General features: G+C 43.6%; 12 protein-coding genes. 5 read left to right on the top strand and 7 right to left on the bottom strand.

Going from position 1 to position 15,956, the window contains the following annotated elements; translation table 11 throughout:
• Positions 1-342: 342 nt before the first annotated feature.
• The 4 genes from V7K15_RS20135 to V7K15_RS20120 all read right to left on the bottom strand — a co-directional run bounded on the left by V7K15_RS20135 (position 343) and on the right by V7K15_RS20120 (position 6,692).
• Complete coding sequence (locus V7K15_RS20135) at positions 343-3,213, bottom strand: PAS domain S-box protein (protein WP_334908038.1); 2,871 nt, start codon at positions 3,211-3,213, stop codon at positions 343-345.
• Positions 3,214-3,226: 13 nt separating this feature from the next.
• Positions 3,227-5,170: a GAF domain-containing sensor histidine kinase gene (locus tag V7K15_RS20130; RefSeq protein WP_334908036.1), complete on the bottom strand. Its 1,944-nt coding sequence runs from the start codon at positions 5,168-5,170 to the stop codon at positions 3,227-3,229.
• Positions 5,157-5,516, bottom strand: coding sequence for a hypothetical protein (locus V7K15_RS20125; protein WP_334908034.1), 360 nt, complete (start codon positions 5,514-5,516; stop codon positions 5,157-5,159). The genes V7K15_RS20130 and V7K15_RS20125 overlap by 14 nt, the downstream gene beginning before the upstream one ends.
• A gap of 675 nt (positions 5,517-6,191) precedes the next feature.
• Positions 6,192-6,692, bottom strand: coding sequence for a fatty acid hydroxylase (locus tag V7K15_RS20120; protein ID WP_334908032.1), 501 nt, complete (start codon positions 6,690-6,692; stop codon positions 6,192-6,194).
• A 693-nt stretch (positions 6,693-7,385) separates the two neighbouring features.
• Here V7K15_RS20120 and V7K15_RS20115 point away from each other — a divergent pair.
• On the top strand, positions 7,386-8,081 hold the full coding sequence (locus V7K15_RS20115) for a haloacid dehalogenase type II (RefSeq protein ID WP_334908030.1): 696 nt from the start codon (positions 7,386-7,388) through the stop codon (positions 8,079-8,081).
• Between the two features lie 322 nt (positions 8,082-8,403).
• Positions 8,404-9,273 (top strand): DUF5895 domain-containing protein, encoded by an 870-nt coding sequence (locus V7K15_RS20110; protein ID WP_334908028.1) that lies wholly within the window; start codon positions 8,404-8,406, stop codon positions 9,271-9,273.
• A 56-nt stretch (positions 9,274-9,329) separates the two neighbouring features.
• Here the strand turns inward: V7K15_RS20110 and mltA are convergent, their stop codons facing one another.
• The 3 genes from mltA to V7K15_RS20095 all read right to left on the bottom strand — a co-directional run bounded on the left by mltA (position 9,330) and on the right by V7K15_RS20095 (position 12,511).
• Entirely contained in the window at positions 9,330-10,613 is a 1,284-nt protein-coding gene (mltA, locus tag V7K15_RS20105; RefSeq protein ID WP_334908087.1) for a murein transglycosylase A, read from the bottom strand.
• Positions 10,613-10,870, bottom strand: a complete 258-nt coding sequence (locus V7K15_RS20100) for a hypothetical protein (RefSeq protein ID WP_334908026.1) — start codon at positions 10,868-10,870, stop codon at positions 10,613-10,615. The genes mltA and V7K15_RS20100 overlap by 1 nt, the downstream gene beginning before the upstream one ends.
• 216 nt (positions 10,871-11,086) lie before the next feature.
• Positions 11,087-12,511, bottom strand: coding sequence for an NB-ARC domain-containing protein (locus V7K15_RS20095; protein WP_334908024.1), 1,425 nt, complete (start codon positions 12,509-12,511; stop codon positions 11,087-11,089).
• 788 nt (positions 12,512-13,299) lie between these two features.
• On the opposite strand from V7K15_RS20095, the gene V7K15_RS20090 reads away from it, so the two are divergent.
• The 3 genes from V7K15_RS20090 to V7K15_RS20080 all read left to right on the top strand — a co-directional run bounded on the left by V7K15_RS20090 (position 13,300) and on the right by V7K15_RS20080 (position 15,951).
• Complete coding sequence (locus V7K15_RS20090) at positions 13,300-13,905, top strand: calcium-binding protein (protein ID WP_334908022.1); 606 nt, start codon at positions 13,300-13,302, stop codon at positions 13,903-13,905.
• A 226-nt stretch (positions 13,906-14,131) separates the two neighbouring features.
• A complete protein-coding gene (locus V7K15_RS20085; RefSeq protein ID WP_334908020.1) occupies positions 14,132-14,338 on the top strand; it encodes a hypothetical protein in 207 nt (68 codons plus the stop codon).
• Between the two features lie 227 nt (positions 14,339-14,565).
• Positions 14,566-15,951: a serine/threonine-protein kinase gene (locus tag V7K15_RS20080; RefSeq protein WP_334908018.1), complete on the top strand. Its 1,386-nt coding sequence runs from the start codon at positions 14,566-14,568 to the stop codon at positions 15,949-15,951.
• Positions 15,952-15,956 lie beyond the last annotated feature (5 nt).

Genomic DNA, 15,956 nt, shown 5'->3' with positions numbered 1-15,956 from the left:
TAATATCATGTCCGCTTGATTGCTTTAGGACTTACGCAGAAGAGATCCCCCAACCCTCTTAAAAAGGGGGCTTTTCAGATCCCCCCTTAAAAAGCAGCAGGGTGGTTTCATACGAATAAATAAAAATAGATAAGTCTTGATTCTCGTTTTGTGACATGGCTTTTTACCCCTCTCCAAACCTCTCCCCGAAAGGTCAAGAGGCTTTGAGTTTTTCTCTCGTTGTATGAAACCACCCTGCCTCCTGAAAAGCTCTTAGGGGTTGGGGGTGGGGTTCTTTTATTATGGGTAATCTGGCGGACATGATATAACCTTTAACCAAAATCAAATTATGGGTCATAGGAATTACTGTTCAGACAGCATAATAAAGAATAGATTTTCCAACTCCTTCTCAAATTGTTGACGGAGCAGTTCCCGAATGTTAGCGTCATCATCTACAACCAGAATGGTTTTGCTGTTTTGGTTCAGCACAGGCTTTGGGGTGATGACGTGTTCTTGGAGTTGTTTGACTAGCGTATCCAGATTCAGATTAGCAGTGGTTTTTGGATCGCTGGCGTAAGTGGGAATGATGAAGGAGAATATGCTGCCCTTACCTGGTTCACTCTCAACCCAGATTCTACCGCCGTGATGATCGATGATTTGTTTACAGATGGGCAGTCCTAACCCTGTGCCTTTGGGTTTGTCGGTGAGGGTGTCGCCAACTTGGCGGAATTTCTCAAACACTTTTGGCTGGTCTTCAGGTGTAATGCCAATGCCTGTGTCGATGACGCTGATGCAAACACCTTCGTTCTCTTGTTTAACGCGGCAGGTAACAGAACCGGATTCAGTGAATTTAACGGCATTGGAAATCAGATTGATCAAAACTTGCAGCAGACGATTGCGATCGCCTACTATCTGAGGCAGTCCAGGTTCAATCTCACTGATCAACTGCAAGCCATTGGTTTCAAATAACCCGGCGGTGGAATTGGTTGCCAAATCGAGTAATTTGCTGGGTTCGAGAGGCTGCATCTGCCATTCCACCTTACCTGCTTCCATCTTGGCGATATCCAGGACATCATTAATTAAAGACGTCAGCCGTTCTGCTTCCGACACAATAATGTTGAGATTGTCACCCACCCGCTTAATCGTTTTCTGAAGCTTGCGGTCTTCGGTAGAAAGCATTGGGAACACATCTGTTTCCAGCTTTTCTTGAATGAGCGATGCAAAACCGAGGACAGAAGTTAGTGGCGTCCGCAACTCGTGGGAAACTGTGGAGATGAAGTCGGTCTTCATCTGATCGATCTCTTTTTCAGCCGTAATATCGCGGATCAGCAGCGCCGAACCGAAGCAGGCAGAGGGTTCCTTTTCTGCCGTCTTTTTGAAAATGGCAGTCGCCACTGCCTGACCAATGCGTTTTTTCGTCAGTGCAACTTCGGCAGAAAACATCTCTTTGGGATGGGATTGGGTTTGTTCAATCAAGCCTGCCAACCCGGCGATGGGCAGTTCTCGGTAGTTAGCTTTGAGGGCGGTAGCTGTCAATCCATACATGGCTAAAAAGGCAGGATTAAAGTGGGTGATTTGTCCTGCGGTGTCTGCCACTAACAAACCATCTGCTAAGTTATCTAAAATGGCATTTAATCCCTGCGCTTCTGCTAGGGTATTTTGCAGGGCAGCCGTCCGCTCGACAACTTTAATTTCCAGTTCTTGATTCAGTTGCCGCAGAGCGATTTCTGCTTGTTTGCGGGCAGTGATGTCGGTATTGATTTCCAGCATGGCGCAGGGTTGACCGGATAAATTTCGTTGCAAAGTCCAGCCGCTTTGAACGGTGATCGCTCTGCCATCGCGTGTGATGTGTTCCAGTTCTCCTTCCCAAGTACCCTGCCGGAGAAACTCTGATAAAACTTCTTCTAAAGGTTTTGGAAAGATTGATTTCAGAAGTGTGTGGATGTATTGGCCTTTCACAAAATCACGAGTCCAGCCATAGAGCCTTTCTGCACCTTGATTCCAGTACAAAATTTTCTCGCTCATGTCGCGGACAATAATCGCATCGCTGGAATGATTCAACATATCCATGAGACGCTGATTTTCGGCTTCTGCCTGTTTGCGATCGTGAATATTGGTGCAGGTACCAATCCATTCGCGGATGCTACCGTCTGCTTCCAAGACGGGGGTACCGCACATAGAAAAATGGCGGTAGATGCCATCTTTGCCACAGATCCGGTATTCAGTTTGAAAGAGACTCTGATTCGCCACAGCATTATTCCAGGCTTGGGCTGTGTGGGTACGGTCATCGGGGTGAATCGGATCGAGCCAGCCCAAACCCTCGACTTCAGCTGCACTCTGACCTGTGTATGCTAACCAGGTAGGCATTTCACGGCTCACCGCCAGTCCTTCAGGTGTAGCCACCCAGACCATTTGGGAAGTGGCAGTTACTAAAGAGCGATACCGTTGTTCGAGATACTGCTTTTCGGCTTCTGCCAGCTTGCGATCGTGAATATCAGTGCAGGTACCAATCCATTCTCGAACACTGCCGTCTTCTTCTAGGACGGGGGCACCCCAGACCAAAAAGTAGCGATAGTTGCCATCCTTGCCACGAATTCGGTATTCAATTTGATACATACTCCGGTTTACCACAGCAGCACTCCATACTTCTCCGGTATAGGCGCGATCGTCAGGATGAACGGCATCAATCCAGCCCCCATTCTCAGCTTCCGCTAGACTTTGACCTGTATAGGCTATCCAGCTTGCCAGTTCAAAGCAAATTCCATCTGGTGTAGATACCCAGACAATTTGTGTAGTAGCGGTTACTAGAGAGCGGTATCGGGCTTCACTCTGTTTCAGGATTTGTTCAGTCTGTTGGCGTTCCTGCTGGGCTTGTCGAAGGTCGCTGATGTCCTCCACATTAGACCAGATCAGTCGTTCCCCATCTTTCTCAATTATTAGTCCAGATATCCTGACTGAAACCAGATGCCCATCTTTATGGATTAACTTCTTCTCATAGGGACCGTAGCGACCAGTTTGTTCTAGGTTCTCTAGGGTAGCTCGGTCAGCGGCGGCATAGTTTTCAGGAGTAATTTGCCAATAGCTAAGATTCAGGGTTTCTGGAACAGTGCGCCCTAAAATGGCAGCATAGGCGGGGTTGATGTTAATTAGTGTCCCATCTGTTCGGCACAGTATTAGCCCAACAGGACATTGTTCAAATAGCTGACTGTTATATTCATCAAGTTGCTTAAACATGATTGAAGTTTCCTTAGTCGTCGATGTGGGTATGGTTAGGACAACTGAACCACGACAACAAAGTGGCGTAAAGCTTTAAGGAAATTGGGTTACGTTGAAACATCTGGTAAATTTGCTCTGGTGATGTAGCTCCCAGGTTTGGACTCTGCTCTGAAAGTCGCTGAATCAGTTGATTATGGCGGATTAGCAAATCCCTCGGTTTGAGCATTGGAGTTGTTGATGGAATGAAGCCGTCGGCATCGGGAGTGGGAGTTGGCGAGGCAGAGGTGCTATTCTGTTCTTCAACAGCGTCCACCAATGCACAATTTATTGGAATCTGAATCCAGAATTCTGTCCCTTCACCTGGCGCAGAACGGCACTTGAGAAATCCCCGGTGTCTGTTCACAATAATTTGGTAACTGATTGCCATACCCAATCCGGTTCCCTTGCCAATTTCTTTTGTGGTGAAGAAGGGATCGTAAATGCATCGAATCACATCCTCCTTCATCCCTGGTCCATTATCGGCAATGCGAATCACTACAAACTGGTTGTCAAGGACTTCAGTACGAATAGTGATTTGGGCAGTAGGGGGAGATATTTTTTTATTGATCATTCCCTCCTCTAGAGCATCAATGGCATTTGCCAGGATGTTCATAAATACCTGATTCAACTGTCCGGGGTAGCATTCAATTAGGGGAAATTTGCCATAGTCTTTCATAATTTCAATTACCGGACGACAAGCATCTGCCTTCAGGCGATGGTGAAGAATCATCAGCGTTCCGTCGATGCCATCGTGGATGTTGACGGCTTTCATTTCGGCTTCGTCATGGCGGGAGAAGTTTTTCAGAGATTGCACAATTTCCACAATGCGATCAGTGCCCACGTTCATCGAATTCAGTAGTTTCGGGAGATCCTCCATGATAAATTCCAGATCGATTTTGTCTAACTCTGATTCCAACTCTAAAGGAGCAACAGGTAGGAATTTCTGATACTCTTGCACCAGGTGCAACAAGTCATTGGTGTATTCGGCAACATATTTTAAATTGCCATAAATAAAGTTAACCGGGTTGTTGATTTCGTGGGCAACTCCGGCAATGAGTTGTCCTAGACTGGACATTTTTTCGCTTTGGATTAACTGGGTTTGGGCCAATTGCAATTCATGGAGAGCTTGCTGAAGTCTCTGTGTCTGGGCTTTTGCCTGGATGGCTACTTGAATGCTATGCTCGTAAATTACAGCTTTGTCAATCGCGATCGCAGTTTGAGAGGCAAAGATACTCACAAGTTTCAGGTGTTCTGCCTTGTATGAGTCAGTTTTGGAGGTTCCAATAGCGATCGCTCCCAGTACCCGCTCCTTGGCTCGCAACGGTACACAAATCATTGCGTTAACGTTTTTTTGCCCTTCTAACCGAGGATCGGCTTGCATATCATTGATGAGTTCTGCTCGGTTGGATTGCACAATGTTGCCAATAATCCCCTTACCCGGTTCCGGCTGACTGTGGTCAAAAAAAACTCCAAATTCGGCAATGATTTCAAATGCAGTTGCATCTGGACCGAGGAGCAGAATCATCCCCGCAGAGGATTCAACTAATTTACTCAATTCCTGAAGCACAAGTTGGGCAATCTGTCGCGTATCTAAACTTGTTGTGAGTTTAGTCGAGATATCCTCAAACAAATCAATTTCTTGGTATCGCTCCAGCAATTCTATAGCCAGTTCTTTCTTCTCAGCTTCCTGCTTTGCCAGAAATGAGAGCAAAGTCGCAAGTAGAGTTACCTGTTCTCCCCCAACAACCCAACCGATGATTTCTCCTGGCACCTCGATTGGATATCGGTTTTGCCCAGTTTGCTCCCCAATGCTAATTAGTTTCGTGCCGTCTAACAGTTCAACATCAATCGCCATGTTGAGCTGGTAGACTAAGTTATGAAGGAGAGAGGGCAACTCTTTTTTGTTGAGAATCTTTCTGAGACTAACTGCGGACATAAAACACCTCATAAGCAGCAGGTTGCAAATTGACCGCATTCAAGCCAACCGGGTTATTAATTTTATCTGCCACCTCTGTGGCTAAGTCTCCCAAGACAGACATTTTCTCACTTTGTACCAGTTGCGATCGCGTCTGTTGATAAAGCCCGTTCGCATAGTATTTCCAAGAGTTAACTACACTGTATTGCAACCCTCTACCTCCTGCACTTCGACGTGGCTCAGTGACCACCTCCTGCACTTCGACGTGTCTCAGTGACCACCTCCTGCCTTCTTCACCGTAGCTATCCGTACCCCTTTGGATCAGCAAGCTACGCCCAGTATCTTCAGAAAAGAAAGGAATTGTCATAAAAATCTAGCAATATAATAATTTACTAATTAAGATTAGTTTTCCCAAAAACATTGGCGATATAACAGCGAAGTCGATCGGTAGTAAATACCTTTAAACTCCTTACCAGAGGCGTCGTTCTGTCTGTGTAACTCGCTTACTTTTTTAGGACTTACGCAAAATATCTCTCAAACTCTGATTTCTCTGTGTCGCGCCAGTTGCTACAAACTCCTCCACCCCCGCAATGCACTGCCTTCTCTGCGCCTCTGTGGTAGCCTGCGGCAAGCCGAAGCGTCTACGTTATTCCGTAGAATTGTGCGTAAGTCCTATTTTTGATTAGTTCTAGAAAAACTATAAATAAAGCTTTCATAATTCGAGAAAGGCATAGATTTAAATCTATGGTCAATTGATGTCTCTTGTTGCTACTACTCGGAAATTGGGAATCAGCACTTCGACAAGCTCAGTGTAAAACTTTTTTGAGACTGAATAATCCCCTCTCTGGCAAAACATAGAATAAAGTAGCAAAATCAGCGGCGATCGCAGCTGATTTTGCTACTTTTAGGTGATTTCGGATTAAAAAAATACCTATTTTGACGAGTTTTGACTACGTTGGTTTCGACTCCGCTCAACCAACGGCTATGGTAAATTTATTACTAAAATTCACCTTAAAAGTATTTAGGTAAGCGGTAGCTTCAGTTAGATCCGAGAGTAGCGAAAACGAAGTCTGAGTAACCGAAGCCACCGTAACCAAATTTGGGCAGGTTGTTCAAAGAAGGTGAAAATATCACCGAAACCTAAATTAGTTTTGTGATGGTGTAACCAGTGTCTCTCAGGAGTAGTAATAAATAGAATTTGACATAAAATATTTATCGGCTTTGGGGTTTGCCAACCCAATACACTTATGTGTCTCCACCAAACATGAAACTGACCAAGCAGTAATCCAGAGATCACGCCGATGGGAGAGAAAGACCACAGGGCTACTGCTATGAGTACATAAGGCAAAGCTCCCAAGATACCATCTAAAAGAACCTGGGGATTAAAAGTCAAAATAGCGTAGTGGCGGAAGTCCTTTTTCCAGGAGTGGTGCGTTTTTAAATGAAGGCTACCAAAAACGTGCTCGGGTACGTGGTAAATGAATGTAGATAGAAAATCGCCAAAAAACAGTAATAACCAAGCAACAGCGATCGCCTCAAGCATTTCTACTCCTCAAGTAAGTTAAGAAAACTCCACAGAAAATACCCAAATGTCATGCTGTCGGCGTAGACACCTAGTTTTCCGCTATCCAAGCAGCACCTGTGCGTCTCATCGGTCTACGCTCCAGTTAATTTGGCTCAGAGTATATGTAATTGGGTCACTTGCAGTTTCATAAATCTCCAATCCTTAATGCAGTCAACACCAACTCGTAAGAACCTCCAATTTGACTTCTGACTCTGGGCTAATGGTAACGATACATCTAAAACCCGATAGTAATACAGTACTTTACTATAGTTACTACATAATCTTCTTACTAAGACATACAGCGTAAGCAAAGGTTGAGTTAAAGTTAGTACAAATTTAGGTTAAGATTTTCTTAAACATTGTTAATTTTAAATTGATTGTAATTAAGCTTAAATTATGAATTTAATCAGAACAATAAAATAGACATGACGCCAATATAATCTTGGTTATCGAGGTAAAGAAAGCGAGTTTACAATTAATTTGAGATCTGGAAAAATATTGATGATATAGAATTAACTAAATGCCATAATAATCGGCTATCAATTAACAATTAATGGGTAGGGAGCGACGCAAAGAATGAATATTTATCAGTGTGGCGATCGCAGCTGAGTTCATCGGTCTTTTGATTTGTGAAAACTGAACACAATTAATCAAGCTGTGGAGTATAAAAATATGATTAACTTTAATCAGTACAAGGCTTTAACTTTCGATTGTTACGGAACCCTAATTGATTGGGAGAACGGCATCTTAGGGGTACTAAAGCCACTTCTGCTAGCACATAACACTAATTTTGATGACGAGCAAATTCTAGAACTTTTTACTGAATTTGAAGCAGAACTGGAAAAAGGAGAATATATCAAATATCGAGAAGTTTTGAACAGAGTAGTCCAAAAATTTGGTGAGCGATTTGGTTTTGAGCCAACTGCTGACGAACTAAATTCACTTGCTGATTCGATTCAGCATTGGCTGCCTTTCCCCGATACACTTGAAGCACTTAGAGCTTTAAAGCAAAAGTTTAAACTGGTAATTATCTTAAACGTAGATGACGATCTCTTTGCTTTCTCGGCAAAGCACTTGGAGGTAGAATTTGACCAGATAATCACAGCAGAACAGGCAAAAAGCTACAAACCCTCTTTAAACAACTTCAGAGTGGCTATTGAGAGAATTGATTTGCCGCTAGAGCAGATATTACACGTTGCTGCTAGTGTATATCACGATATCGTTACAGCTAAATCTGTGGGACTATCAACAGTCTGGGTAAACCGTCGCGGAGATCAAAAAGGAGTTAGTCCCACCGGATCAGCAGTAAGTCAACCTGACTTAGAAGTGCCTGATTTAAAGACTCTCGCCGCTTTGAGTTTAAATTAGTTGGCTGATCTTAATTTAATCACCGGAGGAGCAAAAAGTATTCATAACCTCGTTTTGCGTTGCTTTCCCGCCCTGCAATAAATTGCGGGCTAATAGCTAAAGTGCGTTTCAACGCACTGAAATTAAGGATGCCAAAGTGAAAATCTGTTGTTAAAAAACGAAACAGGGATTGCAAGATAGATTGATTCTGCTTTACTCTGGAAAAACTACTACGCCAGTTTGAGTTCCTAAACTTTGGGAACCACAGCACATAACTGGCTCTCCTTTCCTCAGCACCCAGCCGATAAACTTGTTCAAGAATACACTTTGATAGCCTAAAACGATGAAAGCATCTGCTAATTTCGACTTTGAAGACGAGAAATTTAATGCACCGCCTTCTCAAGTCATCCCCTGGTGTCAGATGATTAATCCTCGGTATGGCACAGATGGTATACAATCTCACGGTTTGGCAATTAAGGTAGATAATGCCAATGCTGTCGGCTTTGTGCCAGATGATAATTGGCAGCAAGTGGAGCATGAATTTAGCTCTGGAGTCGAAACGGTTTTTATTACCACTACTCCACACTTGGTTCTAGTGCGTCGGGGGCCATTGTCTGTCAAAGACCGGGAAAGTGGTCTAAAACTGGGTACGCTCAAAGAGAATTATGATGCTTTTTTAGCAGACAAACTTAAATTTAAAACCTTTACTCGCTATTTAATTTTTATAGTGGGAGAGAATAAAAAGTTTTTACATGAATCACCACTACAACTAACTCTTAATGGTGCCGCCGGAGCGAGTTTCAGCAAAACTTACTGCGAATATCAACAAGGCAAAGTAGTTAGTGGATTCGTCGCTGAACTAGAAAAAGCTTATGCTGTTTACCGCAAGCAACCTTTGACACCAAAAGGTCCTTTGTTCCATGCTCACGGGATTTTTTGCCCGATAATTGAGTCTGAAGAAAGAGGTATTGAACCAAATACAGTTCTGGTAGCTTCAACTGTAGACTACAAACATCCGACGGTAGGCACTTTAACAGAATATTTAATTGCTTCGGATTCTCTTGAGTCTGCAATGATTTGCAAGACTTTTGAAGAATACAAAGATTTTGGCAAGGAACCTGTCAAATCAGAAACGCCTAAATTGGCAATGGCAGGAGTTTCCAACTCTTACGTTTATGCTGATGAAGATGATTTTGCTTATCCGCCGTATTAGGTGGGAGTGGGGAGTGGGGAGACAAGGGGAATCCCTCATCCCCAATGCCCCAATACCTATTCTTTGAGCAGCAAATAATATAATGAACCATTGCCGCCTGTGATGCCAGCGCGATCGCCTGCTAGTTTACCAGACCCCATAAAATAATCCACTCGGCCCGGGCCTTTGATGGCGCTTCCTGTATCCTGGTCAAGCACAAAGCGGCTGACGGTACGATTCTCTAGTTTGCCACGACTGGTTAAATAGGGAAATGAGTTGTAAATCAGCGCTAGCGCTCCGGGTGGCATGAGAGATTTATCTGTAGCAATGGAACGTTCTGCTGTCACTGGCACATGAATACTACCAGCAGCTCCGGTACCACCAGTTTCCTCGAAGAAAACAAATCGTTGCCAGCGTGGCAGATAGTTGTTTAACTCCTGCGGGTATCGCCGGAAATAAGCAATCATCCGTGGTAGCGTCAATCCATTCAGGGGAAGTTTGCCATCTTTTGCTAGTTCTTTGCCGATACTAGTCCAGGGGTAATCAGTTCCACCTGCATAGCCAATTGACGTTGTTTTGCCATTAGTTAACTTAATTTGGGCAGAACCTTGGATATGTACCATGTATGCGTCAAGGCGATCGCGGAACCAAAGCAGTTCTAAACCGCGTAATTTGCTCTTATTCCCTTGTAAACCATCCTTCCCTTCCAAATCAATTCGTTTTGGGTGCGGTTTAGACCATTGGTCAAAATCAGGTGGTAGGCGATAAAGGGGATACTTATATATTGAAGTCCTGACACGGCTAGCGGTATAAACAGGTTCGTAGTAAGCAGTGAACTTAACAGTACCCTTGCCATCGTTGCCCACCGATTGGTAGAAGACGAACTCACGGCGGACATCGGCTTGTAGTTGGGCTGCTGACTTAGAACTGAGAACGAGTTGGCGGAAACGTAGCAAACTTCGGCGGACGCGATCAAGGGTAATTTCCTTTACTGGATAATTTTGATATGCTGCGATCGCCCCACTCTTTGTTAGGTAAAACAGACTGTTATCAATGGAAGCCAACAACGCATTGCGATCGCCTCCGGTGGGCGAAGCGCCAACGCCTGTTTTACCTATTTGACCCCAAATTTGGTCATCCCAACCCAAACAAGTCGGCCGGAGCGTACAATCGGTTCTGATCGCGATTGGTTTTAGCGGTGGCGTTAACTCAGGAGTGCTTGGTACTGGCAGAGGTGGGAAACCAGGAGTTATGGGTACTGGCAACGGCAGAAAGTTAGGAACCTGAGCAACAGCCGCCCAGAGAGGGTTTATAACGGCAATTCCCAGACTCAAGGAAAGCAAAGTAAGGGTTTTTCTGATCATTCGTTGAATCTTTCAACACTGGAACTAAAAATGGGTTCTACCCGGATTGCCACGATCCGAGAGGGTCTTACTACCATATACTCACCTTGAATATTTTTGATCGGGACGCTAATAAAGTCATTAGAAGCAGACTTTGGCACAAGTTCGCCGCTATACCACTTCTGAAACTCTTGAATAGTCGGAAAACGTACTTCTTCCCGGTGGCCGCTTTCCAGTAGGAGGAATACGGCATATTCATTTGCAGTTCTAGTCATAAGGTTGAATCATTTAAAAAACATTCAACCCATTGTTAACCACCTAACCCCCGAATGAAAAGGGTAAGCATACGGGAGCAGGGGATTTGGAGGGCATCCTTGACAGCTTAAGGTCATAAATAATTTGTCAATAAGTAATAGTGCTTAAAAATTTGCGAAAAAAGGGGTAATGAACTCAAAGAAGCAAGCCCTAGACGGAATGTTCCCCTGGCAGGTCTAGCTTGCTACCTGACGTTGATGTTCTTGATCCAGAAATACGCTCGGCGGAAATTTGGTGATCTTCTGGTCAATAATAAAAGATTTGACATATTCAATCATCATCGGATGGAGAGACAACAAACCTGATTTGGTATCAATCCACGATCGCACTTGTAGTAGTTCTAACGTTTCCAGGAGTTCTTGGGATGAAACGGAGGATGGTATCTTTGTTCGTAGCTGTGAAAAAGAAATGGGTTGAGGATTGAGTCCCATGCATTGAATCGTTGCTTTGGCTACATCCGGCAGGTATTCAAATTCTCGGTCTAAATCCTTGAGAATTGTACCGAAAACTGTAACTTTTTGTTTTAAAAATTCCGTGATGCTGCCATCAAATAATTGTTGAATCGTTGTGGCAATGCAGTTTAAAACATGGGGATTCCCTGCGTAGGATTTGATTAATCGATTCCAGGCGTTTGGCGTTCCTCTAAAGGTTCCTTTTGTTTTGAAAAGTTCTTGTATGTCTGTAACCTGTAATCCTTGGAGACAGAATACTCGCACAGGTCGTGTCTTTCCTTCAAGCGGGGTGATCTGATGGGATTTGACACGACTGGTCAAGATTAAGCAACTTTGATGGGTAGCTTCTCCGATTCTCCTTAACAACTGGCAGTACTCCCCGGTGGTTGTGTGGTGGAGGCAGATGCAGTCTCTATAAATAATTTCTGGGGTAGCACATTCTTGGAGAAATCTGTCAGCACCGTCTAAAACCAGTAAGCAACGATAACGTTGCAAATAATGAATCAGCCGAGAAATTCTGTGATTGAATGGTTCTGGCAGATCGGTTTCTTTTCTATCGGATAGAACGCCGATCAGGTCTGCTAGGAGATCGTTAACTGGAAAAGTTGGGAGCAGCGATCGCCAAATCACGAACTTAAACTGATCTTGAAGTTGTTGAGCGAGCTTCACTGATAACCAGGTTTTGCCGATCCCACCCATGCCCAATAGGGTAATGAGACGGCAGGGTATTGGCTGATTTGTAGGAGATTCAGCTAAAATCCAGCCCTTCAGGGTTGCCAGATCTTCGGTGCGTCCGCAAAAAAGGGATACATCTGGTGCTTCTCCCCAATCAATTCGATTTTGAATTTTTGTATAGCCTTCCTGGGGCTTGATATGCGGATTCAGGAACTGATAGTCATTAGGTTCTAGTTGTAGGTTGAATGTTTGGAAACAGGACTTCAGGGTTTGCCGATCTACCCCCACTTCACAGGCAAATACCTTTGCTACTGTATCTGGGTCTAACCCCATGCGAAAGCCTAAGACTTCACAAGTGTAATGTTTATCGAAATTTTCATAACTTTCTGATTGAGATTTTGCATCTTGCAGTTTCTGCAATCCTTGGGGCGTTAGCATTACACCACGTCTACGGGTCTTTTGTTGGGACTTCATGGGAAACCTCACAGGTTATAAATATAGATAGTATTTTTTATGGATAAGCATGACCGTCTGTAGTGCATCGGAAAGATCCGGCAACAAATAGGAGATGACTAGATGTAAAACACTATTTCAGACCGCAAGCAGGTAAGAATTAAAAGACTGAATGGAGCGAATCTATTCAGCTAATTTTATGTTACTTGCTTTCTTCTCCCATCCATGTTAAGTAATTTTACGGATGGTGATTAAACCCGCGATCGCTGATATTGAAACATTGACAACACTCAGTCCTGAGTGCTAAATGCTGAGTTGAGTCAAGTAAAAAAACTACTCAGCACTTATGTACTTGGTACAAGCCCCGCCCGCAAGTGGCGTGGCGGAATCTTCTTGACTCAAGAGGTAGGTTGATACCCCACAAGAAAGCGGGTGGTCTTTTAACTCAGTACTCTAAGCCGAGGAACTCAGCACTCTTCATTGCGGCGATCAACCCTATCCACAAATTCTCTGGAAAGCGATCGCAATTCTTCTGTTCGTTACAACTTCAACAGGATATTTGCGAGAGGGTCGGTGAAGTTTTGTAATTGTAGATACTGAAGTTAAGATGGGTTCTGCCGATCTTAAGGAAGTTAAATTAAGTTTGGCAGTGGCTCAAATAATTGCTGTGTCTAGCTTAGGAAGATTGAGGTTAAGAAGTCTTTAAGTTCGTTCTTAAGTTTGTAAGTTTCGGTTGAGTTGAATGGGTTGAAAGGGCAGACTTAAATCTATTGACAAATCAAAAACACAAATTCTCAGGATAAACTCAAATGGCTATTAACGGCACCTCGTACAGCGAGACACTCTATGGCACCAGCGGTAACGACCTGATCTACGGCTATCCTAGTTCCGGCTTTGGCTCTGGCTACAATGACTACGACGGCTACGATACTTTGTATGGTTATGATGGCGACGATACATTGTACGGCGGCAATCAGGATGACAACCTTTACGGCGGACAAGGTAATGATGTCCTTTATGGCGGTTTGAATCCAACATACTCTGGCAACGACAGCCTCTATGGTGGGGCTGGCAATGATATCCTCTATGGTGGGGCTGGCAACGACCGCCTTGACGGCTATGCAACTAGTGGCATAGAATACGACACTCTGGTTGGTGGTACTGGTTCTGATACTTTCATTCTTGGCGGTTCCTGGGGTCTTTCATACCAAGGTTTGGGTTACGCTACCCTTGTTGAGTGGGACACTTCTGATTACATTCAAACCATTGGTAACTCTAGTCAATACTCTTTTGGGTATGCAAACTATAGTGGCAGTTCGGCTCTAGACACACAAATTTACTATGGCAATGACTTAATTGCTAACGTTCAAGACAGTACTAATGTCAGCTTCTCCAGAGACTTCAAGTTTGTCTAGTCAGCTCTTTGTTCGCCCGGAAATGCATTCGCCCTTAAAAGTCTGCGATGGACAACAGCGCCCCTAGGGAATGCGATCGCATTTTCGGGTATGAGCAAAGCTGTTAGTAATACAAACTGGTTTGTAACAGATTTACGGCTAGGACACCATAAATGTCCTAGCCGTAAATCTGTTTGAAAAGTCTAATTTATCAAAACAGAATTCAGCATGATGTTTCTACACTGGCTTGGCTACACGAGACAAAACCCACCTACCTGATCCTCAACTTGGGCTAGCTTATAATTTAATCTACCGTAGCGTTACTTATCGTGTTGATCCGAATTCCAAAATGGCGGAAGTTCCTCTACCACCACTAGCCGATAAATTGAGCTTTAGGGAAATTACCTACTTTGTAAATAAAACTGCACAGGAAGAAGTTACCGTAGTCTCTTAATCGGCAAGTACTTCAAAAATTGGGTAAATACCGATTTTTGAGGAATTAAAGCTTCAATAATAATATGGCAGCAAGCCGGTCTCAAGTTTAGAAAGTCATGAACTTGTAGTATAATCCTCAAAAAACCTTGGAATTTCAGCACTACCTACTTACTTTGTTTCTCAATAAACTTTGTCAAAGCTGGTAGTTGTGCCAAGATTAATTTGAGGACTTAGGCAAGTTACACAATGTTAGGACAATTATTAGACGGACGTTACCAAGTTCTCCAGGTCTTAGGTAGAGGGGGATTCGGTCAAACCTACATAGCCCAAGATAATCATCGGCCAGGTTTCCCGAAATGCGTTGTCAAACATCTTAAGCTCGTCACTCGTAGCCTTAAATTTCTCGAAACTGCTAGACGGCTATTTAACAGTGAGGCAGAAACACTAGAACAACTGGGCAACCATGACCAGATTCCTCGGCTTTTAGCCTATTTTGAAGACAACCAAGAGTTCTTCTTGGTGCAAGAGTTAATTGAAGGGCATACTCTAAAAGCAGAACTGTTCCCCAATCAACCTTGGACAGAAAATCAAATAATTCAACTGCTCCAACAGGTGTTGGGTATTCTGCAATTTATCCACAGCCAGAATGTTATTCATCGAGATATTAAGCCGGACAATATAATTAGGCGGCAACAAGACGGCAAGCTAGTGCTGATTGACTTTGGTGCTGTCAAACAAGTCCAAAGTCAACTGCTTACAGTTCCAGGGCAAATGGGCGCTACTATTATCATTGGCACTCCAGGATATATGTCTACAGAACAGGGGCAAGGTAGGCCGCGCCCCAATAGCGATATTTATTCCTTGGGCATGATTGCTATCCAATTGCTGACGGGGTTACATCCGATAAACTTTGAGGAAAACCCAGATACAGGAGAAATTTATTGGCAGCATCAAGCTAACGTCAGTTCTGAGTTAGCATCTGTGCTATCTAAAATGGTGCTACACCACTTTAAACACCGCTATCAGTCTGCGGCTGAAGTTCTGGGGGTGCTTAAGGAGCTTGATACTAAAGTAGAAGCCCAATCACAATCACTTCAACCACCATCTTTTACACAACCGCCTCAAACTTCACTTTCTCAACAAAACTCAATTGGGTATCCGCCTCCTTTTATTCTGTCTGCGGAAAATTACAGCCGCTTAGAAATGATTCTTTTAGAATTTGTTGGCCCCGTTGCCCCAAGATTACTACGACAAGTTACGGCTTCAGCGTCCAATTTGGAAGAATTAATTAATCAATTAGCCTTTCATCTTCGAGGAAATCAACAAATTTATTTTAAGAAGAAAACAATGTTTATCCTAGAGAAATCTACTCTAATAGATGAACTTACTGTTAAATCTGAAATTAAGTCAAATAATTTATCAAACCAGAAACCTCAATTAATCAGCGATAGCTTTGTGGATCAGTGCGAGCAGGAGTTAGCTGATTTAATTGGCCCAATAGCTACGTTCCTAATCCAAAAAGCTGTTAGGTCTTCTGGACAACTTTCTCGTGCAGAATTTGTGAAAGTTTTAGCATCACAAATTCCTGAAGCTCAAAAAGCTTTGCAATTTCAGCAGCGCCTACTTTCTTAATTTTT

This window comes from Nostoc sp., from assembly GCF_036919815.1.
Lineage (GTDB): Bacteria > Cyanobacteriota > Cyanobacteriia > Cyanobacteriales > Nostocaceae > Nostoc.
This window is presented reverse-complemented; position numbering and strand designations above follow the sequence as displayed.